Here is a 21,013-nt window from a genome sequence, read left to right as displayed (position 1 = left end):
CAACGAAATATAATCGATTATCCAAATTTAGTCGATTTTTGGTCTATAATCCCGAAGACTAAATTTGTATCCAGGAGTGGACCTTTATGGCGGAAATGCTTAATTCAGGCGCAGGCGCGGGTCAGACGCTGTCCTCGGCGGTTGCCAACACGCTGCGTATGCAGATCACCAGTGGCGCGATGCCGCCGGGCAAAAAGATCAACCTGGAAGATCTGCGTGCCGATCTCGGCGTTTCGCTGAGTCCGTTGCGGGAGGCGCTGTCGCGCCTCGCTGCCGAAGGGTTCGTTAGCCTCGAGAGCAATCGTGGGTATCGTGTCGCACCGGTTTCCGAACCGAATCTGGTTGAAGTGACGCGTTTGCGCACGATGCTCGAAACGTTCGCGCTGCGCGAATCGATAAGGCTCGGCGATAACGCATGGGAAAGCTCGATCGTCGCCGGCATCTACCAGCTCAACAAACGTATTGGTGCGAAGAACGTCGATCTCGACGACTGGGAAATCACGCACCGTACGCTTCATCATGACTTGTTGGCGGCATGCGGCATGCCGCTGGTATTGCATTTCTGCTCGATCCTGCACGATTTGAATGATCGTTATCGGCGCATGTTCCTTGAAGGCAACTCCCTCGATCCGTCGGTCGCTGATGAACATGCGAATATCTGCTCTGCCGCGCTTGCGCGTGATGCCGACAAGGCTTGTGCTTTGCTCAAGGAGCATATCGAACGTACCGGTATGAATGTGGCGGCAGCGTTGCGCAAGCGGAAACCTTCGGTGCCCGCCACCTGAAAACATCGGTAGTCAGCGCGCTATCCGGTACGCCGCGTTGCGTGGTCCCGCACCGCGGGCAGAGCCAGCCGGTCTTGCGCCTGACGTCCATGTCATTCCGCACCGGCGCTCTTTTGCTCTGCAGCTTCTGCTTCGGCCAGCGCATTCGGCATCACGTAACCGCAGCCTTTGCAGGTGCGATACGCTACATTGTCGTAGAAGTTGCGATAGGCTTGCGCGACCGGATCGACACCGTAGTTGCCGACCGTAAAGTGTTCTTCGTGCAGCAGGTGATCGCACTCCGGGCAATACCACTGGAATATATCCACCTCGCCTTCCCTGCGCGCCCGTTCGAGAATCATCGCGTAGGCGTCGGGCGGGAAACGCGGCGAATGCGGAATGCCTGCCGGCGTGTGAATGGCCGAGCCTTCTGGAATGATTGCGATCTCTTCCTTGCCCTCGGGCGTGCGATAGTGCAGATGCATTTCGCCCTTGATCTGGACCATCACTTCGTCGGTTGGATTGATATGGAATTCGCTGCGATAAGCGCGGCCACGAGCGACGAATACCAGCGATTCTGGCTGTTGCCACATCACGCTGACGTACTTGCCGCTTTCATTCAGGCTATCGACGCGATCCTTAATGCTGACGATGGGCATCTTGTACATATTGCCTCCGATCAGCCGAGGTAGGCGACACAATCGATCTCAACCAGCACGCCCGCGCGATGCGGTGTGCCCCCCGTGCAAGTACGCGTCACTTTTTCGCCGTTCAGCACTTCACGGAACGTCTCGTTGAACACCGGAAAATCCGAAGTGTTGCGCAAGCAAACGCGCATGTTAACCACGTGTGCGATAGTCGCGCCGCCGGCTTCGAGCACGGCAGCGAGATTCGCGAGCACTTGACGCGTTTGTGTCGCGATATCGTCCGCTGTGACCTTACGGGTTACCGGGTCGAGCGGACCCTGCCCCGATACGTACAGAAAATCACCCGCACGAATGGCTTGGGCGAGCGGCGACGGCTTGCTTGCGTCGGTGAACCCGGTAACGGGGGCCTGGGATGACTGAACGAGAATCTTGGGCATTGCTCAACTCCATTAGATTATTCGAGTGATCACTGGGCCGCGCGTTTGAGAAGATCGAGCGCGACATCCACGATCATATCTTCCTGCCCGCCGACCATGCGGCGCTTACCCAGTTCGACGAGAATGTCCACCGTCTTGAGGCCGTACTTCTTCGCCGCCACCTCCGAGTGCCGCAGGAAGCTCGAATACACGCCCGCATAACCGAGCGCCAGCGTCTCGCGATCCACCCGCACCGGCCGGTCCTGCAACGGACGCACGATGTCGTCGGCCGCGTCCATCAGCGTGTACAGATCGGTGCCGTGATTCCAGCCGAGGCGCTCCGCCGCCGCGATGAACACTTCGAGCGGCGCGTTGCCCGCGCCCGCGCCCATCCCCGCCAGCGACGCGTCGATCCGGTCGCAACCCTCTTCCACCGCGACGATCGAGTTCGCCACGCCCAGCGACAGGTTGTGGTGCGCGTGCATGCCGGTTTCGGTCTCGGGCTTGAGCACGCTCTTGAACGCGCGGAACCGGTCGCGCACGTCGTTCATGCTCAGCGCGCCGCCCGAGTCCACCACGTAGATGCAGGTCGCGCCGTAGCTCTCCATCTTCTTCGCCTCGACCGCCAGCTTCTCCGGCGTCGTCATGTGGCTCATCATCAGGAAACCGACGGTATCCATCCCAAGTTCGCGCGCGTACTCGATGTGCTGCTTCGAGATGTCCGCTTCGGTGCAGTGCGTCGCCACCCGCACCACGCGCGCGCCCGCGTCGTACGCGGCCTTCAGGTCGTGGATCGTGCCGATGCCCGGCAGCAGCAGCGTCGCGATCTTCGCGTGCTTCACCACGTCAGCCACCGCGCCGATCCATTCCAGGTCGCTGTGCGCGCCAAAGCCGTAGTTGAAGCTCGACCCCTGCAGGCCGTCGCCGTGCGCGACCTCGATGCTGTCCACCTTCGCGGCGTCGAGCGCGCGCGCGATGTCCTGCACGTTCTTGATCGAGTACTGATGGCGGATCGCGTGGCTGCCGTCGCGCAGCGTCACGTCGGAAATATAGAGTTTTTTACTCATGCCTAAACTCCAACGCCAAGCGACGTCCGCGCCATGCGCTCGGCTGTCGCGAGCGCGGCGGAAGTCATGATGTCGAGATTACCTGCGTACGCGGGCAGATAATGCGCGGCACCTTCGACTTCGAGGAACACAGAGGTTTTCGTGCCGCTGAACTCGCCAAGGCCTGGAATGATCAGCGGTGCGTGTTCGGTAATCACATCGAACTGGACATTCTGTTTCAGGCGATAACCCGGAACGTACGCGCTTACCGCACGCACCATCGCATCGATCGACGCTTCGACTTTTGCCTGATCGGCGAGCTCCGACAATACATAAACCGTGTCGCGCATGATCAGCGGGGGCTCGGCCGGATTCAGCACGATGACCGCTTTGCCCTTCGCCGCGCCACCGACCGTCTCGATCGCCTTTGAAGTCGTTTCGGTAAACTCGTCAATATTGGCGCGTGTGCCCGGACCCGCGGATTTGCTGCTGATCGACGCGACGATTTCCGCGTAGTGGACTTTCGCGACCGCCGACACTGCCGCGACCATCGGAATGGTTGCCTGACCACCGCACGTGACCATGTTGACGTTCCGTTCGGCAACGGTCTTATCCAGGTTCACGACCGGTACGCAATACGGGCCGATTGCAGCAGGCGTGAGATCGATCATGCGTATATCGGGCTTGTACTGCCGCAGGAGCGCGTCGTTTTTTATGTGGGCTCCCGCGGAAGTCGCATCGAATACGACTTCGATGTCCTCGAATACCGGCAGGTCGATGAGACCTTGCACACCTTCATGCGTCGTCGCGACGCCGAGACGCGCCGCTCGCGCGAGACCATCTGAATCTGGATCGATGCCGACCATTGCCCCCATTTCGAGGTACTCGCTGTTGCGCATGATCTTGATCATCAGATCGGTGCCGATATTGCCGGAACCGATAATCGCCACCTTCGTTTTTCGACTGTGTTTCACTAGCACTCCAGCGTTTCTATACGTCGCTTAGCCGCCGATCTCAGTGTCTGTCGAGTTCATGCGCGGTCTTGCCGGCGATCCCCCACTGCGTGCGGGGAACTTCGTCGAGCAAAACGCGAATGTTTTCGCGGGGTGCACCGACGCTCCGATGAATCGCTTCGGTGACAGCAGCAATCAACGCTGCTTTCTGTTCATCGGTTCGGCCATCCATGATCGAAATACGGGCGATAGGCATCTTTTGAATTCCTGATGGGACGCAGTTAAACGAGCTTCAATTCGGCGGTGCCGACACCTTGTACCGTGACATGCACCGTGTCGCCAGCATCGACGCGAAATGCTTCTGTTACGCCGCCGGTCATCACGAGCGTGCCGGCCGGCAGGGACTGGTTTTCCGCTGCGAGCATATTGACCAGCGCCGCGAGGCTTGCCGCCGGATGGCCCAGCACCGCAGCGCCGGCACCGGTGGCGAGCACTTCGCCGTTCCGTTCGAGCACCACACCGAGATTGCGCAGATCGAGCAGCGCCGCAGGCGCGCCTTTCGCACCGATTACGTAGCGGGCGGCCGACGTGTTGTCTGCGATCACGCTCACAAGGTCGAAACGAAAATCGCGATAGCGCGAGTCGATAACTTCAATCGACGCATACACCATATCGATTGCCGCCAGCGCTTCGGTTGCCGTACAGCCGGGGCCGCGCAGTTCGTGCGACGTGATGACCGAAATTTCGGCTTCGACCTTGGGATGGATCAGGTCTCGCATCGGCAACTCCGCACCGTCGACGAGGCAACTGCGGTCGGTCAGAAAGCCATAAATTGGGCGTTCTACGCCCATCTGCTTCATTTTCGCGAATGAGGTCAGCCCCATTTTCCGGCCCGACAGCCGCTCGCCGTTGGCCAGACGAATACGCAGAATTTCGTGTTGAATCGCGTAGGCGTCTTCCTGTGTGAGATCCGGCAAAGCGTCAGTGATTTTCGTAACTTCGCGCGCGTTCGTTTCGGCGTCGTGGAGCAACGCGGCGAGTCGTCCGACACTTGTCTCATCGAGAGTCGTGGATTGATTCATGATGAAATCCTCATTCGACAAAGCGGGCCCGGCACGAACCGAGCCCGCTGATTGTCATCGCGATGCTGTCGCCGGCAGCGACCGGAAACATGATCGACAGCGAGCCGGATAAAACGACTTCGCCCGCCTTCAGGCCGATGCCGAGTTCACCGAGTTGATTAGCGAGCCACGTTATGCTGGCGAGCGGGTCGCCAAGCGCGGCAGCGCCTGCGCCGGTGCCGATGATCTGGCCGTTCTTTTCGAGCACCATGCCGGCGCAGCGCAAATCGAGCGCGTTGAGTGGCGCAATCGCGTCGCCCAGAACAAATGCGCCGGACGATCCGTTGTCGGCAATCGTGTCCGCGATCCTGATCTTCCAGTCGCGAATCCGCGAGTCGACGATCTCGAAACACGGTACCGCGTAGGCGATGCTCGCGAGCAGATCGGCTGGCGTGAGACCGGGACCATGGATGTCATCCGCGATAACAAACGCAATTTCGCCTTCCGCACGCGGCGCGATGAAACGGCTGGCGGAAATCGACGCGCCGTCGTCGTACGACATGCTGGAAAGCAGCACGCCGAAATCGGGCTGGTCGACATCTAGCATGTCCATGACGACTTTGCTGGTAATGCCGATTTTTTTTCCGACCACCCTATCGCCCCGCGCCGTGCGGTGAGCGATCATCGCATGCTGGATGGCGTACGCATCACTCACCGACAACTGCGGAAATTCGACGGTCAGCGGATCGATGGCGCAGGCGGTTTCGAGCGCGTGATGTAATCGCGCGCCGAGCGCCTCGATATTGAACGGTTGGATCGTCATGACGGAGTGCCGGGTCAAGCCGAAGCGCCGTTTTTCGTTGCCGCCTCGGTGACCTCGCGGTGGGCGATATTGCCCATGATTTCGGCTCCCTTGTTGGCTGCGGACATACCGCGAAACAGGAAACAGAGATTAACCGTATCCTGCATTTCTCCCCAGCTCGCCCCAGCACGACGCGCCGCGATCGCGTGCAGCACCGCCGCATCGCTGCCGTCCATCAGCAGCATGCCGAACAGCATCAACTGTGCGGTTTTCACATCGAAGTTCTTCGGATACATCGCGTGCGTTCGCACTTTTTCTTGAAGATCGACGATGGCCGGATCAAGCGCGCCGGTGACGGCGAAGCGAGCTTCGATACGTGGCGGCACAAAGCCGATGAGTTCGCGATAGATGTCGGAACGCTCGTCGAAAGTTGCGGCGGGATCAGCATATTCGCCGATCGCCTCACGTACCGATTCACGGTTGATTCTTGCTGGAAGCATGCTGGTTCGGGTCGAAGCCGTATGGGTACCGTAGAGCACGCTCGCCTTCCGGCGCCGACGAGCGAAGGTCCTATCGATTAATGAAAAAATAATCGATGGACAATCTTAGGCGAGCACCTTGGCGTAAGTCAACAGGAAAATCGATTTTTGTAAACTAATCGGTTTTTGGTCGACTATCCGTCGGTCGTTGCGATGTGTGCCGGGGACACGAGACGACGCAATACAGCGACGCGCGTCGCACCATCGCCAGCTTTACCTCACTTGTGCCGCTGCGTGTTCAATTGACGCAGCGCGTCGTCGAAGATCTGCTCGGGCATCAGTTCGATGCTGACTTCGGTCGCCTCACCCGCACCTGGCTCTTCGAGTGTCTACAGTTAGTTCCGCGGCAGCGACGGATCGAAGAGGTGCCGGCACTGGCGACCGGGCATTTCTCAATATCACTGCGATGAACGAGAAGTTCCATATGCGCATGAGCCAGGCGGTGGGAAACAGCTTCTTCTATGACTTTGCCCGGTCCACGCATCGACATGTCCGCCGCCTGCTCGTCCATTTGTACAAGCTGGAGGCCGAGTCGACCCCGGAAGAACTGGATATCCAGTTCGAGAGGAATCTGGCTGAACACGACACGATCATCGAGATTGTGAAACGCAAGGATCGGCAAGCGCTCGTCGAGTTCCTACCGAAACATGCGAAGGTTACCTAAGACCGGTTTGTCGAGCTAATGAAAACCCGGAATGCGCCGGATTTCAAGCTGCGGGTCGGAAATTCACTGGTATAGCTATTCAGGCAGCAGACTCACACTGCCGCCCACAACGCCCCGCCAAGTTTGACTCCCACCGTTACGGACCGCTTCCTACCCATACTTCGCGCCGAACCGGCTCCGGGCGCTCCATTTGCAGGCTACAGAAATTTGCAGCACGGATGCTAGCCGTGAGCGAACGGATAGCTTGCCTGGACCAGTTCGGCGAGAGACAGTGACCAGCAATACCTCCCGTGACCTGCGGCGCTCCGTACCTAAGCATCTCGCTAAGCGACGCAGACATTGGCCATTAACGTGTGTCACGAACTTCGACTTAGGGATCGAGCCGAGCGTCGCAAACCTGAACGGACCACCAAACCATGAAATGGCGTAATAGCCTTCAGATACGAATGACCGAGGCCGTTATGGCAATGCACGACGGTAGTCGCTATGACCTCACGCTCAGCCTCGCGCACCAGGATCGATATCCTGAAGTCGAGGTGTTTATCATCTTCACCCAGGATGATTTCCCGTTCCGAACGTTTTAGTATGCGAAAGAAAGCGATAGCGTCGCCTCCTCGATCGAGTATTTCCTTTCTTAACTTTCGCGACGTCTTCAACCCAAACCGGCCCACTATCGCGTCGCGTAAGGCCAGCAGCATCCGTACCCATCGCGGTGACTGTCCAAGAATAGTCTCCGCCATGTCGGCCACATCGCAAACTTGGTTCGAAGTAAGTTTCACCGCAAAGGCATCGGCGAGATCTGCTCCGCAATATAAGGGCGCAATGGCACTTTCGCCAGGCAAATCGACTCGCACGATCTCGCGAAGACACGATGCAGGAATCATGGATTTGTCGATTTCAAACGGACGGCATCAACTGCTTGTCGAATACCACTTCGAGCGGTAACCAGGGGCCGAGCTGAACTACGCGACGATCAAGCAAGCCAGCCTTGATCATCGGCAGCAGATCGAGCTCTGCGTCGACCGCCGCGGCATTTTCCGCTTCGTAAACCAAGCTGACTACCGGTGGGCTCGGCTGGAAGTAGAACTCGCGCAAACTGCCCGTGCGATACGACTCCCAAACTACCTGCTCCTCCTCAACCAGATAGGGGCCAAACTCCGCAAGCGTTCGTTGAGCGGTCGGCGTCAAGAGTGCAAGAAATTTCATCATCTTCTCCATGGGAAGCCATCATTCTCATTGGACATTCAATACATGTGTAGTGACTTCTAATTCATGTTAGTGTTGACTTCATGTCAATACCGCCACTCCCCCCTGGTCTGATTCAACTTCTGTGGTTTGTACGCATTGTCGACGCTGGGTCTTTCGCCGAAGCGGCTCGCCAGGCCGGAACCACGACCTCGGCAATGTCGAAGGCACTCAGTCGTTTCGAGCAAACGTACGGTGTACGTCTGTTGCATCGGAGTACGCACTCGTTATCCTTGACCGATGAGGGCGAGCGCCTTCTTAGCGAAGGGCGCAGCTTGTTGAATGATTTGGAGCGCACGGAAAGCCTACTTGCCGAACTCGGTAGCGCCGGTGCTGCGGGACGTGTGCGGATCGTCGCGTCGACTGCTTTCGCGCGTACCTGCCTGATGCCCGAATTACCGGTCTTTTTGCGCGCGCATCCGGAAATCCAGATCGAGTTGCAATTCAGTGACGAGATGACAGATCTTGCTGCGCACGGCATCGACATCGCGATTCGCTCCGGCAAGCTCGATGGCTGGCCGGGTTATGTTTCCCGCGAACTTTTCAAGTTTCCATGGGTTGCCTGTGCGGCGCCGGAATATCTGCGTACCCACGGCATACCAGAAACCCCGGCGGTACTAGGCGAGCACTCGCTTATCGGTTTCAGAAACAAGGCGACGGGCCAGGTCGACAACTGGAACTTCAAATCACCGGTCGACCGTAAAGAACTGCGTTATGTACCCCGCGCGAAGCACGTATTCGATGACGGCGAATCGGCTTGGAAGATGGTTCGGGATGGATTCGGCATTGCCTGGGCACCTGCCTGGCTTGGTCTGGACGACTTGCGTGCGGGCCGCGTGGTCGAAGTGTTGAAGGATTGGCGCTGTGCGGCCGCCCCGCTCTACTCCGTCCGTCTTCAAAGACGGCTGACGCCGAGAAGAACGCATCTTGTTATGGACTTCATTGCGGCTTTACCCTCGCAGTGGCACATGTGATTGAAATGTACGGCTTAGCTGCATTCAAAGCCTTGTTCCTGTCACGCGCGCCATTCTCTGCCGAGCACAGCGTATAGGTTCGTCCTGCCCATCCTGCCGATCAACCAACTTCTCGCATCCTGCCTGGATGCACGCACGAACGCTCCATCGGCCAGGTAGAAGCCGCATTTTGTACGCGCACGTAACCAGAAATCCAAACTCGCCGTGCCGTTAGCAGCAGGATGCGCCACTTAAAAGCATTCTTGATCTTGTCAGTGTTGATTAGATCCACCAGTGTTTGGAAGATGGCGTAAGGTCCACTGGTAGTCCCCCCGAGAATTAACGGGTGTTCAAGGTAGAATTTTCTAGCAGCAGGATCGACAGGAAATTTTGCATGAAGACGTCCAGATTCACGGAAAGCCAGATCATCGGAATTTTGAAGCAGGCCGAAGCCGGCACACCCGTGCCAGAGTTGTGCCGCGAGCACGGGATGAGCAGCGCGAGCTTCTACAAATGGCGCTCGAAATACGGCGGCATGGACGCGGCTTTGATGACCCGGATGAAGGAGCTTGAGACCGAAAACGCAAGGCTCAAGAAGATGTACGCCGAAGAGCGATTCAAGGCGGAGGTGGTACGTGAGGCGCTCGAAAAAGAGTGGTGAGGCCATCTCGTCGACGCGAGATGGCCATCCGCGCAGTCAAGGAGCGGGCGATGAGCGTACGGGCGGCCTGAGGCGTTTGGCGTAAGTGAAACCTGCTACCGCTACCAGGCAAAGCGTTGCGCGGAAAACAGTGTGATCGCCCAGTGGCTTGTGAAACTCACGCACAATCAGCGCAACTGGGGCTTTGGGCTGTGCTTCCTGTATCGCATCTATCGCGAACTGGAGCTGAATCTGCGGATCAAAAATGGCCGGGAAGGCCCATATGGCGGAAGGCAGCAGGAGTCGAACCTACCTGGGAGCGGCTGACGCCCCCAACTGAGTTTGAAGCTCAGCCGCACCACCGGATACGGATGCCTTCCTTCGTGAAGAGATGCTGACGACCGGCAGCGATTCAAAGCAGTTCGTGCAATCGGGTGTCAGTGCGCAACAGGTGTAAATCGCGCTGGAAGCGAGTATATCCAACGCGATCGAAGAACTCCAGAATCTGGATCGCGCGCTTGCGGCCCAACCCCGTCGCATCACGGAACGCCGCGGCCCCCACCGCGCCGCCCTGCTCCCGCGCGATCCGCTCGACCACGCGCGCCAGTTCGCGCACGACGTCCGGATCGTAGAACAGATCGCGCACGACCTGATACACGCCACCGAGTCGCGCGAGCTTGCGCAGCAGCGCACGCACGCTGTCCTCCGGCTGCCGCGTCTCGCGCGCGAGGTCGCGCACCCACGGCGGATCGAAACGCCCCGCCGCGATCAGCGGACGCAACGCGGCCGCCAACGCCTCCTCCTTCGCATCGAGCGACACCGAATGCGACGGCAGATGCAGCCACGGCCCACTGCGCACCACGCGACCTTCCGCGACCAGCGCGTCGATCGCCGCGCGCCACACCGCGTCGCCCGCGAGCGGCGCCGCGATGCGCCGCAGGCGCGCGACGTCCGGCCCCTGCTCATCGGGCGAACGCGCATGAAAACCCGTCAACGCATCGACGATGCCGCTTCGCAACCGCTCCCAGTTGTTCCGCGCGATCACCATGCCGTCTTCGGCACGGCCCTGCGGCGCAATCGCGATCGCGTCGTCGGGCAGCGCGAGCGCGTCGGACGGCAGGCCGGTCAACTGCATCAGCGTCGCGCGCGCGAGGCCGCGCGGCGCCTGTTCGATCAGCGGTTCGATGCGCGCCTCGTCGAGCCACACGCGCAGCGCATCGAGCCACGCGCGGCGCTCCGGCGTGCGGCGACGCCGCGCGGGACCGAACGGATCGAGCACGCGGCCGCCGCCGATCGTGCGGCTCGCCTGCGCATTGCGCACGATGAAGCGGTCGCCCGGCAGCGCGGCGACCGGCGCGTCGAACACGAGTTGCACGCGTCCGCTTTGTCCCGGCGCGAGCGTCTCGCCTTCGAGCAGCGCGACGTTCGCGACGCGATGCGTGGTGCCGAGATGCACGTGCAGCGGCGACCAGTGCTGCAACGTGACGCCGCCGTCATCGAGCAATTGCAGTTCGACGTCGATGCGCGGCGACGTCTGCGCGAGCCTCGCATCGACGATCCAGTCGCCGCGCGTTATCTGGTCCTTGTCGATGCCGGCGAGATTCAGCGCGCACCGCTGCCCCGCATGACCGTGCTCCGTCGCGCGGTTCTGCGCGTGGATGCTGCGCACGCGCACCGGCAGTCCGGCCGGCGTGAGCGTCAACGCATCGCCGACGCTCACGCGCCCGGCGAACACGGTGCCGGTCACGACGGTGCCTTGCCCGGTCAGCGTGAACACGCGATCCACCGCGAGCCGGAACAGTCCGTCGTCGCGGCGCGCGTGCCACGCGATCGCCCGCTCGCGCACATACGCGTCGAGCCGCGCGACGCCTGCGTCGCCCGGCTGCATCGCGTTGGTCTCGAAGACCGGCGCGTTCGCGAGCATCGTCGTCGCGAGCCACGCGCGGATTTCGTCCGTCACCTGCGCGACGCGTTCCGCGCCGACGCGGTCGCACTTGGTCAACGCGATCGCGCCGGCCTGCACGCCGAGCAATTGCAGGATCGCGAGGTGCTCGCGCGTTTGCGGCATCACGCCGTCGTCGGCCGCGATCACGAGCAGCGCGAAGTCGATCCCGCACGCGCCGGCGGCCATCGTATGCACGAGCTTCTCGTGACCGGGCACGTCGATGTAGCCGAGCACGTCGCCGTTCGCGAGCGGCGTGTACGCGTAACCGAGTTCGATCGAGATGCCGCGCGCCTTCTCTTCCTTCAGGCGATCGGTGTCGACGCCGGTGAGCGCGCGCACCAGCGTGGTCTTGCCATGGTCGATGTGGCCCGCGGTGCCGACGATCACAGGCGCAACTCCGCAAGTTGCGCGACGAACGCCGCCTCGTCCGCGCTTTCGACGCAGCGCAGGTCGAGCCGCAGCGCGTCGTCTGCGATGCGGCCGATCACCGGCCGCGGCAGCGCGCGCAACGCGCGTTCGAGCTTCATCAGCGCGCGGCCGCTGCCGCCCTTGCCCGCATGGCGCACGACGAGGCCGAAGCTCGGCAGCACGTCCGCCGGCAGCGCGCCGCTGCCGATCTGGCTGAACATCGGCTCGGCGCTCGCCGCATACGCGTCGCCGAGCGCCTGTTGCAGCGCCGGCAGCGCGCGCGCCGCAGCGGCCTGCATGCCGGCGGCGGGACGCGTCAGCAAACGCAGCGTCGTCAGCCGCTCGCGCAGGAATTCCGGCGCGCGATACAGGCGCAGCACCGGTTCGAGCGCCGCGAGCGTCAGCTTGCCGACGCGCAGCGCGCGCTTCAGCGGATGCTTCTTGATCTTCGCGATCAGGTCCTTGCGGCCGACGATCAGCCCGGCCTGCGGGCCGCCGAGCAGCTTGTCGCCGCTGAACGTCACGAGGTCCGCGCCGGCCTCGACGGTCGCGCGCACGGTCGGCTCGGCGGGCAGCCCCCATTGCGTGAGATCGGTCAGCGTGCCGCTGCCGAGATCGACCGCAACCGGCAGGCCGTGGCGCTTCGCGAGCGGCGCAAGCTCGTCGAGTTCGACGCTCTTCGTGAAGCCGCTGATCGCGTAGTTGCTGCAATGCACTTTCATCAGCAGCGCGGTGCGCGCGTCGATCGCCGCTTCGTAGTCGCGCAGATGCGTGCGGTTCGTCGTGCCGACTTCGCGCAACCGCGCGCCGGCGCGGCCCATGATGTCCGGAATCCTGAACGCGCCGCCGATCTCGACGAGTTCGCCGCGCGACACGATCACGTCCTTCCTCGTCGCGAGCGCGGACAGCGACAGCAGCACGGCGGCCGCGTTGTTGTTCACGACGGTCGCGGCCTCGGCGCCGGTCAGTTCGCAGATCAGGTCGTCGATCAGGTCGTCGCGGTCGCCGCGCTTGCCGGTCGCGAGGTCGAATTCGAGGTTCGCCGGCTGCGTGAGCGCCTGCACAACCGCGCGCACCGCTTCGTCCGGCAGCAGCGCGCGGCCGAGGTTCGTGTGCAGCACGGTGCCGGTCAGGTTGAACACGGTCCGCAGCCGGCTCTGCGCACGCGCGTCGAGCGAGCGGGTCGCGTTGGCCAGCGCGTCGTCGATCGCGAACGGCTCTGGCCCGCCCGCGGAAACGGTCAGCGCGCCGGCCTGCGCATCGCGCCGCCAGCCGTCGAGCGTCGCGCGGATCGCGGCGAGCACCTGGGTGCGCCCGTGCAGTTCGATCAGCGGCTGCGCGCCGGCCGACGCGATCACGCGTTCGACCGACGGCATCCGCGCGAGCAGCGTGTTCAGCGGGCGCGCAGCGCCGCTCGCCGCAGGAATCGCGGCGTCGCTCACGTCGTGGTCGTCGCGCATGTCACTCTTCCGCGGGCGCTTCCGGCCACAGCAGCGGATTCGGGCTCGCGCGCCGATAACCCGCTTCGCCCATCAGCAGATCGAGCGTGAGGCTCGCGAGATCGTCCGCGAGCGGCTCGAACTCCATGTCCTTCTCCATGTAGCCGATCTTGCGGTACGTATGGCACTCGTCGCACGACTCGGCCTTCAGTGCCTCGTTGCCGCCCTCGATGCCGTGGTACGCGATGCCCTTCGTCGAATCGCAGTTCGTGCACTTCACGCGCACGACGTGCGTCTCGGTCGAGCACAGCCCGCACTGCACGTAGCGATACCCCTGGAACGCGCCGCCGATCCGCACGACGCTCGCAACCGGCGCGCCGCCGCACACCGGACACACGCCCGGCGCATCGACATAAGGCACGTCGCGCGCGTCGAGCCGGCTCGCGAGGTCGGTCCACACGACCTGCAACGCGGCCATGATGAACGGCGCGGTCGACGGCACGATCTCCGCGTAGCGCAGCGCGAGCACCGCGTCGGCCTGCGCGTCGAGCGCCGCGTCGTCCATCGCGCGCAGCGCGTCGAGCACGTTCGCGAGCGCGGGCGTCACCGCGCCGGCCGCCTCGACGCGATCCGCGAGACGGCGCAGCACGGCGCGCCACTGCGGGTCGCGCTCATTGGACAGCGCCGGCAGGATCGGCATCGAATGCTGCTGTGCGGCGGCGATCGCGTCGCGCGACGGCATCCGTGCGCTCAGGTGTTCGAGCGCCTGCTGCTGCGCGTCGGCGAGCGCCGCCATCAGCCGCACATAACCGCCGATCGGATTGTGGCCGGCGAGCTGGCGCAGCCGCTCGGCGCGCGTGCGGAACACGTCCGCGCGCTGCGGCAGGCGGATGCGCGGAATCGCGGACGGGTCGAGCGACTGGATCTGCTCGGGTTCGAGAATGCGTTGGGTCACGACAGGGCTACTCCAAACAGAAAGGCCGCCTCCCGAAAACGGGCGGCGGCCTGCATTGCACGCGCGAGCGCGTGCGTTGTATTACTTGATGCTTTCGCGGAACCAGCGCGGATGATGCTTCCTCGCCCAGCCCCACGTGACGGTGCCGCGCACCATCGCGCCGATGGAGCCCTTCACCCAGATCGCCGCATACACGTGGACGATGATGCCGAGGATCAGCACGAAGGCCGCTGCCGCATGCACGACCGCCGCGAGGCGGATCACTTCGATCGGGAAGTAGAACGAGAAATAGCGCCGCCAGATCACGATGCCGGAGAGCAGCAACAGCACCAGACAGGTCACCATCACGAAGAATAGCAGCTTCTGTCCGGCGTTGTAGCGGCCGATCTCCGGCAGGCGGTCCTCGCGGTTCGCGAGCACGTCGTCGATCTGCTTGAGCCACTGCACGTCGTTGCTGTCCAGATAGTTGTGATGCCAGAAGCGCAGCACGAGGATCAGGAACGACACGAACATCACCACGCCGACGAACGGATGCAGGATCCGCGTCCACTGGCCGCCGCCGAACAGCGCGGACAGCCAGAACATCGCCGGATGGAACATCGCGAGCCCGGACAGCGCGAGCAGCACGAAGCTGATCGCGGTGACCCAGTGGTTGCTGCGCTCGTTCGCCGTATAACGGACGATCAGTCTCGGTTCATCGCGTTGCATCGTCGTGCTCCTCCTTCTCGCCACGAATGCGGCGCCCTTCTTCGAGCGCCTCCCGTTCGTCCGCCGCCGTCGTTTCCATCGGGCCGACCCGCGTGTAGTGGAAGAAACCCGCGACCGCCGCGAGCGCCATGCCGGCGAGCGCGAGCGGTTTCGCCATGCCCTTCCACAACTGCACCATCGGGCTGATGCGCGGGTTGTCCGGCAGCCCGTGATACAGCGACGGCCGGTCCGCGTGATGCAGCACGTACATCACGTGCGTGCCGCCGACGCCCTGCGGGTCGTACAACCCGGCGTTCTCGAAGCCGCGCTCCTTCAGGTCGACGATCCGCTCTTCCGCGTGCTGCTTCATGTCCTCCTTGGTGCCGAACACGATCGCGCCGGTCGGGCAGGTCTTCACGCACGCGGGTTCCTGGCCGACGGCGACGCGGTCCGAGCACAGCGTGCACTTGTACACCTTGTGCTCGGTCTTCGACAGCCGAGGAATGTTGAACGGGCAGCCGGTGACGCAGTAGCCGCAGCCGATGCAGTTTTCCTCGTGGAAGTCGACGATGCCGTTCGTGTACTGCACGATCGCGCCCGGCGACGGACACGCCTTCAGGCAGCCCGGGTCCGCGCAGTGCATGCAGCCGTCCTTGCGGATCAGCCACGACAGGTCGCCTTCCTGATTCTCGTACTCGGAGAACCGCATCACGGTCCACGAATGCTCGGTCAGGTCGTGCGGGTTGTCGTACACGCCGGTGTTGAAGCCGACTTCATCGCGCAGGTCGTTCCACTCCATGCACGCGGTCTGACACGCCTTGCAGCCGATGCACTTGGTGACGTCGATCAGCTTCGCGACGGTGCCCGTGACCGGCTCGCGCACGCCAGGCGGCGGCGTCGTGGTGGCCGACAGGCGCAGGATATCCAGAGATTGCAATGCCATGTCGTCTCCCTTACGCCTTCTCGACCTTCACGAGGAAGGACTTGAACTCGGGCGTCTGCGAATTGCCGTCGCCGACCGGCGGCGTCAACGTGTTCGTCAGATAACCGGGTTGAGTCTGCCCCTTGAAGCCCCAATGCAGCGGCACGCCGACGTGCTGCACCTTCCTGCCGTCGATCGTCAGCGGCTTGATCCGCTTCGTGACCACCGCCACGGCAACCAGATAACCGCGGTTGCTCGACACCTTCACCTTGTCGCCGGCGACGACGCCGATTTCCTTCGCGAGGTCCTCCCCGATTTCGACGAACTGCTGCGGCTGGATGATCGCATTCAGCTTCGCGTGCTTGGTCCAGAAGTGGAAGTGCTCGGTCAGCCGGTACGTGGTCCCGACGTGCGGGAACGCCTCCGCGGTGCCGAACGTCTTGCGGTCGTCCGGGAACACGCGCGCGGCCGGGTTGTTGGTCGCGAGCGGGTTTTTCGGGTGCATCGGGTTGTGCCCGATCGGCGTCTCGAACGGCTCGTAGTGCTCCGGGAACGGCCCTTCGGCCATCCCGTCGCGCGCGAAGAAACGCGCGACGCCTTCCGGATTCATGATGAACGGCCCCATCCCGTGCTCGGGCGGCTCGTCCGCCTTGAAGTCGGGGATGTCCGGACCGGTCCACGCGCTGCCGTTCCAGCCGATCAGCTTGCGGGTCGGGTCGAACGGCTTGCCGCTCACGTCGCAAGACGCGCGGTTGTACAGCACGCGCCGGTTCGCCGGCCACGCCCACGCCCAGTTCAGCGTCTGGCCGATGCCGGTCGGGTCCGAGTTGTCGCGCCGGCCCATCTGGTTGCCGGCCTGGGTCCACGAACCGCAGAAGATCCAGCAGCCGCTCGCGGTCGAGCCGTCGTCCTTCAGTTGCGCGAAGCCGGACAGCTGATCGCCCTTCTTCACGAGCACCCTGGTCGGGTCCTTCGGATCGGTCTGGTCCGCCAACGCCTTGCCGTTGTACTCCTTCGCGAGTTCCTCGGGGGTCGGGCTCGCCGGATTCGCATACGGCCAGCTCAGCTTGACGATCGGGTCCGGGAACTTGCCGCCGTCCTTCTGGTACGCGGCGCGCATCCGCAGGAAGAGGCCCGACATGATCTCCAGGTCGCTCTTCGCCTCGCCCGGCGCCTCGACGCCCTGCCAGTGCCATTGCAGCACGCGGCTCGAACTGACGAGCGAGCCGTTTTCCTCCGCGAAGCAGGTGGTCGGCAGACGGAACACCTCGGTCTGGATCGTGGACGGATCGACGTCGTTGAACTCGCCGTAGTTCTTCCAGAACTCGGACGTTTCGGTCGCGAGCGGGTCCATGATGACGAGCCACTTCAGCTTGCCGAGCGCCTCCACCGTCTTGCGCTTGTCCGGCGCGGACGCGATCACGTTGAAGCCCTGGCAGATGTAGCCGGTCATCTTGCCCTGGTGCATCAGCTCGATCGCCTGCATCAGGTCATACGGCTTGTCGAGCTTCGGCAGGTAGTCGTAGCCCCAGTTGTTGTCGGCGGTCGCCGCATCGCCCCACCACGCCTTCATGAAGCTGACGAAGAACGCGCCGTAGTGCTGCCAGTAGCTCAACTGGTTCGGCCGCAATTGCTGGGTCGCGCGCTTCCTGATGTAGTCCGCGTAGTTCTGCTCGCCCTCGTTCGGCAGCGTCATGTAGCCCGGCAGCAGGTTCGACATCAGCCCGAGGTCGGTCAACCCCTGGATGTTCGAGTGGCCGCGCAGCGCGTTCATGCCGCCGCCCGCGATGCCGATGTTGCCGAGCAGCAGCTGCACCATCGCGCCGGTGCGGATCATCTGCGAGCCGACCGAGTGATGGGTCCAGCCGAGCGCGTACAGGATCGTGCCCGCGCGGCCCGGCACCGCCGTGCTCGCGAGCATCTCGCAGACCTTCAGGAACTTGTCCTTCGGCGTGCCGCAGATGTTCTCGACCACTTCGGGCGTGTAGCGCGAGTAGTGCTGCTTCATCAGGTTGTACACGCAGCGCGGGTGCTGCAGCGTGTCGTCGATCTTGACGAAGCCGTCCTCGCCCATCTCGTAGTTCCACGACGACTTGTCCGGATAACCGTGCTTCTGCGGGTCGTAGCCCGAGAAGATGCCGTCGTTGAACGCAAAGTCCTCGCGCACGATGAACGGGAAGTCCGTGTAGTTCTTCACGTACTCGTGCTGGATCTTGTCGTTCGTCAGCAGGTAATTGATGACCCCGCCAAGGAACGCAATGTCCGAGCCGCTGCGAATCGGCGCGTAGAAGTCCGCGACCGATGCGGTGCGGTTGAAGCGCGGATCGACCACGATCAGACGGGCCTTGCGGTGCGCCTTCGCCTCCGTGACCCACTTGAAGCCGCACGGATGCGCTTCGGCTGCATTGCCGCCCATCACCAGGATCACGTCCGCATTGCGGATGTCGACCCAATGGTTCGTCATCGATCCACGGCCAAACGTCGGGGCAAGACCTGCCACCGTCGGGCCGTGTCAGACACGCGCCTGGTTGTCGAACGCGAGCATGCCCGCGCTGCGGGCCACTTTATGGGTCAGGTAACCGACTTCGTTGCTGCCCGCCGACGCGGCCAGCATGCCGGTGGTCAGCCAGCGGTTGACGGTCTTGCCGTCGTCGGTCTTCTCGACGAAGTTCGCGTCGCGGTCTTCCTTCATCAGCGTCGCGATGCGGTCGAGCGCGTCGTCCCACGAGATCCGCTTCCACTCGTTCGAGCCCGCCGCGCGGTACTCGGGATAGTGGAGTCGGCTCGGGCTGTGGACGAAGTCGATCAGGCTCGCGCCCTTCGGGCACAGCGTGCCGCGATTGACCGGGTGGTCGGGGTCGCCTTCGATGTGGATGATGCTCGCGACGGCGTTCTTCGCGCCGTCGCCGAGACCGTACATCAGGATCCCGCAGCCGACCGAGCAGTACGGACAGGTGTTGCGGGTTTCAGTTGCGCGCGCCAGTTTGTACTGCCGGACCTCGGCCAACGCGGCATCGGGCGCGAAGCCCATCAGCGCGAGGCTGGAACCCGCCAGCGAGGTCGCAGAGACCTTGAGGAACTGACGCCGGGACATTTGCAGCATGATCGTCCTCGGCTATTTTGAGAGTTGTGGGTGGCGAAAGTATACGTCGTTTAAAAGAACCAGGTCGAAAACCCAACGAGACCGGGAGCGGTCATCTTCCCGTCGCCCGGACGCCGGCCCGATGCGGCGGCGCGGCATCGGCCGGCCGCCGCGGCACCGCAATTGCTATAGTCACGGGCAGAAGACGCCGCATCCGCGGCGGCCGGCCGGCTCCCGTCGGCCGGCCGCCGCGCCGCGCACGCCAACTCGACACGGGACGGGCATCATGGCGACGCTATCTCCGGAACGACTGCAGTCCGCCGCGCGCAAGGAAGCGTCGTGGGTCGTCGGCGCCTGCCGGCAGTTCTTCGACAACCGCTGCCCGTCGCTCGCCGCCAGCATCGCGTTCTACTCGGCGTTCTCGCTCGCGCCGACGCTTGTGATGGTGATCGCGGTCGCCGGCTGGTTCTTCGGCGACGACGCCGCGCGCGGCGAGCTGTTCCGCCAGGTCCACAGCGTCCTCGGCAACGACGCGGCCGCCGGCATCACGACGATCGTGCAGAACGCGCACCATGCGGGCAACGCGGGCAGTGTCGCCACGATGATCTCCATTTCGATGCTGGTAATCGGCGCGTCGGCGACGTTCTCGTCGCTGAACAGCGCGCTGAACATCGTGTGGCCGCCGACCGGCCCGCGCGCGTCGACGGTGTTCGCGCTGGTGCGGGTGCGGCTGATCTCGTTCAGCCTCGTGCTCGGCGTCGCGTTCCTGCTGATCGTGTCGCTCGTGCTCGACACCGCGATCACGTTCGTCGGCCACTGGCTGCTAGGCGACTCCCCCTATCTGATCGTCGGCAACCTGCTGCAGCTCGCGGTCGGGCTGCTGGTGCTGGCCGTCGCGTTCGCCGGACTGCTGAAGTTCCTGCCCGACGCGGACGTGCGCTGGCGCGACTCGCTGGTCGGCGGGATCGTCGCGGCCGTGCTGTTCTCGGCCGGCAAAAAGCTGTTCGCGCTGTATCTGACGCACGCGGGGCTCGCGAGCGCGTTCGGCGCGGCCGGCTCGTTCGCGGTGCTGCTGATGTGGCTGTACTTCTCGGCGGCGGTGCTGCTGCTCGGCGCGGAGTCCGCAGCGGCGCGCGGGCGGATGCACGATCCGCGCGGCATCTGGGGCGCGCGCAACGCGCCGCCCGGGAGCCGCGCGAAACTCGCGTCGGTGCTGGCGGCGTCGACGATCCCGGCGGCTGCGGCACACAAGGAAAGCAGCACAGGCACGACGCTGACAACCCAGGGTTTACACCGCGCGACGACAACGGACCACGCAGCGTCGGTTGCCACAACGGCAGCAGAAGGCGCCGATTCGGCGCGGCGGCCGGTCGGTTCGGGCAGCGAATCGTTGGCGGCGGCGACCTCGCGCGCGCGGATGGCGGGCGGCCTGTTCGGCTGGCGCCCGGGCGCCGGGCTGCGGATCGGCCGGACGATCGTCCGCGTCGAGCACCGCGCGACGCATGCGGCCGCGACGACGCTGATGCGCGCGGGCCGCACCGCGGTAGCGACGGACCGCTACGTGAAGCGCCATCCGTGGGGTTCGGTGCTGCTGGCGGCCGGCGCCGCGCTCGCGGTAACGGCGGCCGCGAATCACCGGCACGGCGCGACGAATGGATCGGGCGAAGGCGATATTGATGGACCCGGCAACCCGCGTCGGGATGGTTCCGCGCGCGCGGAAAAGCCGAAGCGATGACAGCTAACGATGTCCGACTTTTATTGAAAGCGACAATAATGCTGCGTCAACCATCCAATATTGGGCGTTTGACATCCTGCGCTGAGCCCTTGTATCGCAAGGGATTTCAG

At 63.3% G+C, this 21,013-nt stretch carries 20 protein-coding genes, 1 tRNA gene and 1 pseudogene; 5 read left to right on the top strand and 17 right to left on the bottom strand.

The genetic code is table 11. From position 1 onward, the window contains the following. Positions 1-86: 86 nt before the first annotated feature. The gene (locus BLV92_RS24575) at positions 87-785 is read left to right on the top strand and encodes a GntR family transcriptional regulator (RefSeq protein ID WP_244283905.1); all 699 of its coding nucleotides are present in this window, start codon (positions 87-89) and stop codon (positions 783-785) included. 92 nt (positions 786-877) lie between these two features. Here BLV92_RS24575 and BLV92_RS24570 read toward each other — a convergent pair whose 3' ends face one another. From BLV92_RS24570 to BLV92_RS24535, 8 genes are read right to left on the bottom strand one after another with little or no spacing between them, the layout of a single operon-like run. Next, entirely contained in the window at positions 878-1,432 is a 555-nt protein-coding gene (locus BLV92_RS24570; protein ID WP_090550126.1) for a 3-hydroxyanthranilate 3,4-dioxygenase, read from the bottom strand. An 11-nt stretch (positions 1,433-1,443) separates the two neighbouring features. After that, a complete protein-coding gene (locus tag BLV92_RS24565) occupies positions 1,444-1,848 on the bottom strand; it encodes a RidA family protein (RefSeq protein ID WP_090550125.1) in 405 nt (134 codons plus the stop codon). Positions 1,849-1,877: 29 nt separating this feature from the next. After that, entirely contained in the window at positions 1,878-2,894 is a 1,017-nt protein-coding gene (gene dmpG / locus BLV92_RS24560; RefSeq protein WP_090550123.1) for a 4-hydroxy-2-oxovalerate aldolase, read from the bottom strand. A gap of 2 nt (positions 2,895-2,896) precedes the next feature. Beyond that, positions 2,897-3,847 carry an acetaldehyde dehydrogenase (acetylating) gene (locus tag BLV92_RS24555; protein WP_090550121.1) on the bottom strand — a complete coding sequence of 317 codons (951 nt, stop codon included), beginning with the start codon at positions 3,845-3,847 and terminating at the stop codon, positions 2,897-2,899. A gap of 40 nt (positions 3,848-3,887) precedes the next feature. Then, positions 3,888-4,082, bottom strand: a complete 195-nt coding sequence (locus BLV92_RS24550; RefSeq protein ID WP_090550120.1) for a 2-hydroxymuconate tautomerase — start codon at positions 4,080-4,082, stop codon at positions 3,888-3,890. Between the two features lie 25 nt (positions 4,083-4,107). Continuing rightward, positions 4,108-4,908 (bottom strand): 2-oxo-3-hexenedioate decarboxylase, encoded by an 801-nt coding sequence (gene dmpH, locus BLV92_RS24545; protein WP_090550118.1) that lies wholly within the window; start codon positions 4,906-4,908, stop codon positions 4,108-4,110. 10 nt (positions 4,909-4,918) lie between these two features. After that, positions 4,919-5,704, bottom strand: coding sequence for a 2-keto-4-pentenoate hydratase (locus tag BLV92_RS24540; RefSeq protein ID WP_090551399.1), 786 nt, complete (start codon positions 5,702-5,704; stop codon positions 4,919-4,921). A gap of 20 nt (positions 5,705-5,724) precedes the next feature. Next, positions 5,725-6,228: a carboxymuconolactone decarboxylase family protein gene (locus BLV92_RS24535; RefSeq protein WP_244283904.1), complete on the bottom strand. Its 504-nt coding sequence runs from the start codon at positions 6,226-6,228 to the stop codon at positions 5,725-5,727. Between the two features lie 325 nt (positions 6,229-6,553). Between BLV92_RS24535 and BLV92_RS24530 the strand changes: the two genes are divergently transcribed. Then, positions 6,554-6,892 (top strand): FCD domain-containing protein, encoded by a 339-nt coding sequence (locus BLV92_RS24530; RefSeq protein WP_220025070.1) that lies wholly within the window; start codon positions 6,554-6,556, stop codon positions 6,890-6,892. 356 nt (positions 6,893-7,248) lie between these two features. On the opposite strand, the gene BLV92_RS24525 is transcribed toward BLV92_RS24530, so the two are convergent. Together BLV92_RS24525 and BLV92_RS24520 are read right to left on the bottom strand one after the other, a co-directional pair. Continuing rightward, complete coding sequence (locus BLV92_RS24525) at positions 7,249-7,776, bottom strand: DUF2867 domain-containing protein (protein WP_177197997.1); 528 nt, start codon at positions 7,774-7,776, stop codon at positions 7,249-7,251. A gap of 13 nt (positions 7,777-7,789) precedes the next feature. Beyond that, positions 7,790-8,110 carry a hypothetical protein gene (locus BLV92_RS24520; RefSeq protein WP_090550111.1) on the bottom strand — a complete coding sequence of 107 codons (321 nt, stop codon included), beginning with the start codon at positions 8,108-8,110 and terminating at the stop codon, positions 7,790-7,792. Between the two features lie 71 nt (positions 8,111-8,181). On the opposite strand from BLV92_RS24520, the gene BLV92_RS24515 reads away from it, so the two are divergent. Together BLV92_RS24515 and BLV92_RS24510 are read left to right on the top strand one after the other, a co-directional pair. Then, positions 8,182-9,111 carry a LysR family transcriptional regulator gene (locus BLV92_RS24515; protein ID WP_090550109.1) on the top strand — a complete coding sequence of 310 codons (930 nt, stop codon included), beginning with the start codon at positions 8,182-8,184 and terminating at the stop codon, positions 9,109-9,111. 373 nt (positions 9,112-9,484) lie between these two features. After that, a pseudogene (locus tag BLV92_RS24510) lies at positions 9,485-9,994 on the top strand (transposase); the annotation flags it as partial. A 20-nt stretch (positions 9,995-10,014) separates the two neighbouring features. Here the strand turns inward: BLV92_RS24510 and BLV92_RS32220 are convergent. The 7 genes from BLV92_RS32220 to fdnG all read right to left on the bottom strand — a co-directional run bounded on the left by BLV92_RS32220 (position 10,015) and on the right by fdnG (position 19,189). Beyond that, positions 10,015-10,110, bottom strand: a tRNA-Sec gene (locus tag BLV92_RS32220). A gap of 32 nt (positions 10,111-10,142) precedes the next feature. Next, positions 10,143-12,062 carry a selenocysteine-specific translation elongation factor gene (gene selB / locus BLV92_RS24505; protein ID WP_090550108.1) on the bottom strand — a complete coding sequence of 640 codons (1,920 nt, stop codon included), beginning with the start codon at positions 12,060-12,062 and terminating at the stop codon, positions 10,143-10,145. After that, positions 12,059-13,459, bottom strand: coding sequence for an L-seryl-tRNA(Sec) selenium transferase (gene selA, locus BLV92_RS24500; RefSeq protein ID WP_244283944.1), 1,401 nt, complete (start codon positions 13,457-13,459; stop codon positions 12,059-12,061). The genes selB and selA overlap by 4 nt, the downstream gene beginning before the upstream one ends. A gap of 85 nt (positions 13,460-13,544) precedes the next feature. Next, on the bottom strand, positions 13,545-14,477 hold the full coding sequence (gene fdhE / locus BLV92_RS24495) for a formate dehydrogenase accessory protein FdhE (protein ID WP_090550104.1): 933 nt from the start codon (positions 14,475-14,477) through the stop codon (positions 13,545-13,547). A gap of 81 nt (positions 14,478-14,558) precedes the next feature. Next, positions 14,559-15,185, bottom strand: a complete 627-nt coding sequence (locus BLV92_RS24490) for a formate dehydrogenase subunit gamma (RefSeq protein ID WP_090550102.1) — start codon at positions 15,183-15,185, stop codon at positions 14,559-14,561. Next, positions 15,172-16,107: a formate dehydrogenase subunit beta gene (fdxH, locus tag BLV92_RS24485; protein ID WP_090550100.1), complete on the bottom strand. Its 936-nt coding sequence runs from the start codon at positions 16,105-16,107 to the stop codon at positions 15,172-15,174. The genes BLV92_RS24490 and fdxH overlap by 14 nt, the downstream gene beginning before the upstream one ends. Positions 16,108-16,117: 10 nt before the next feature. Further along, positions 16,118-19,189, bottom strand: a complete 3,072-nt coding sequence (gene fdnG, locus BLV92_RS24480; RefSeq protein ID WP_090730132.1) for a formate dehydrogenase-N subunit alpha — start codon at positions 19,187-19,189, stop codon at positions 16,118-16,120. Positions 19,190-19,454: 265 nt separating this feature from the next. Between fdnG and BLV92_RS24470 the strand changes: the two genes are divergently transcribed. Further along, positions 19,455-20,903, top strand: a complete 1,449-nt coding sequence (locus tag BLV92_RS24470; RefSeq protein ID WP_090550094.1) for a YihY/virulence factor BrkB family protein — start codon at positions 19,455-19,457, stop codon at positions 20,901-20,903. Positions 20,904-21,013: the final 110 nt, after the last annotated feature.

Source organism: Paraburkholderia caballeronis (genome assembly GCF_900104845.1).
Taxonomy (GTDB): domain Bacteria; phylum Pseudomonadota; class Gammaproteobacteria; order Burkholderiales; family Burkholderiaceae; genus Paraburkholderia; species Paraburkholderia caballeronis.
Note: the sequence above shows the minus strand (reverse complement) of the source record. Positions and strands in the feature narration are given on the sequence as shown.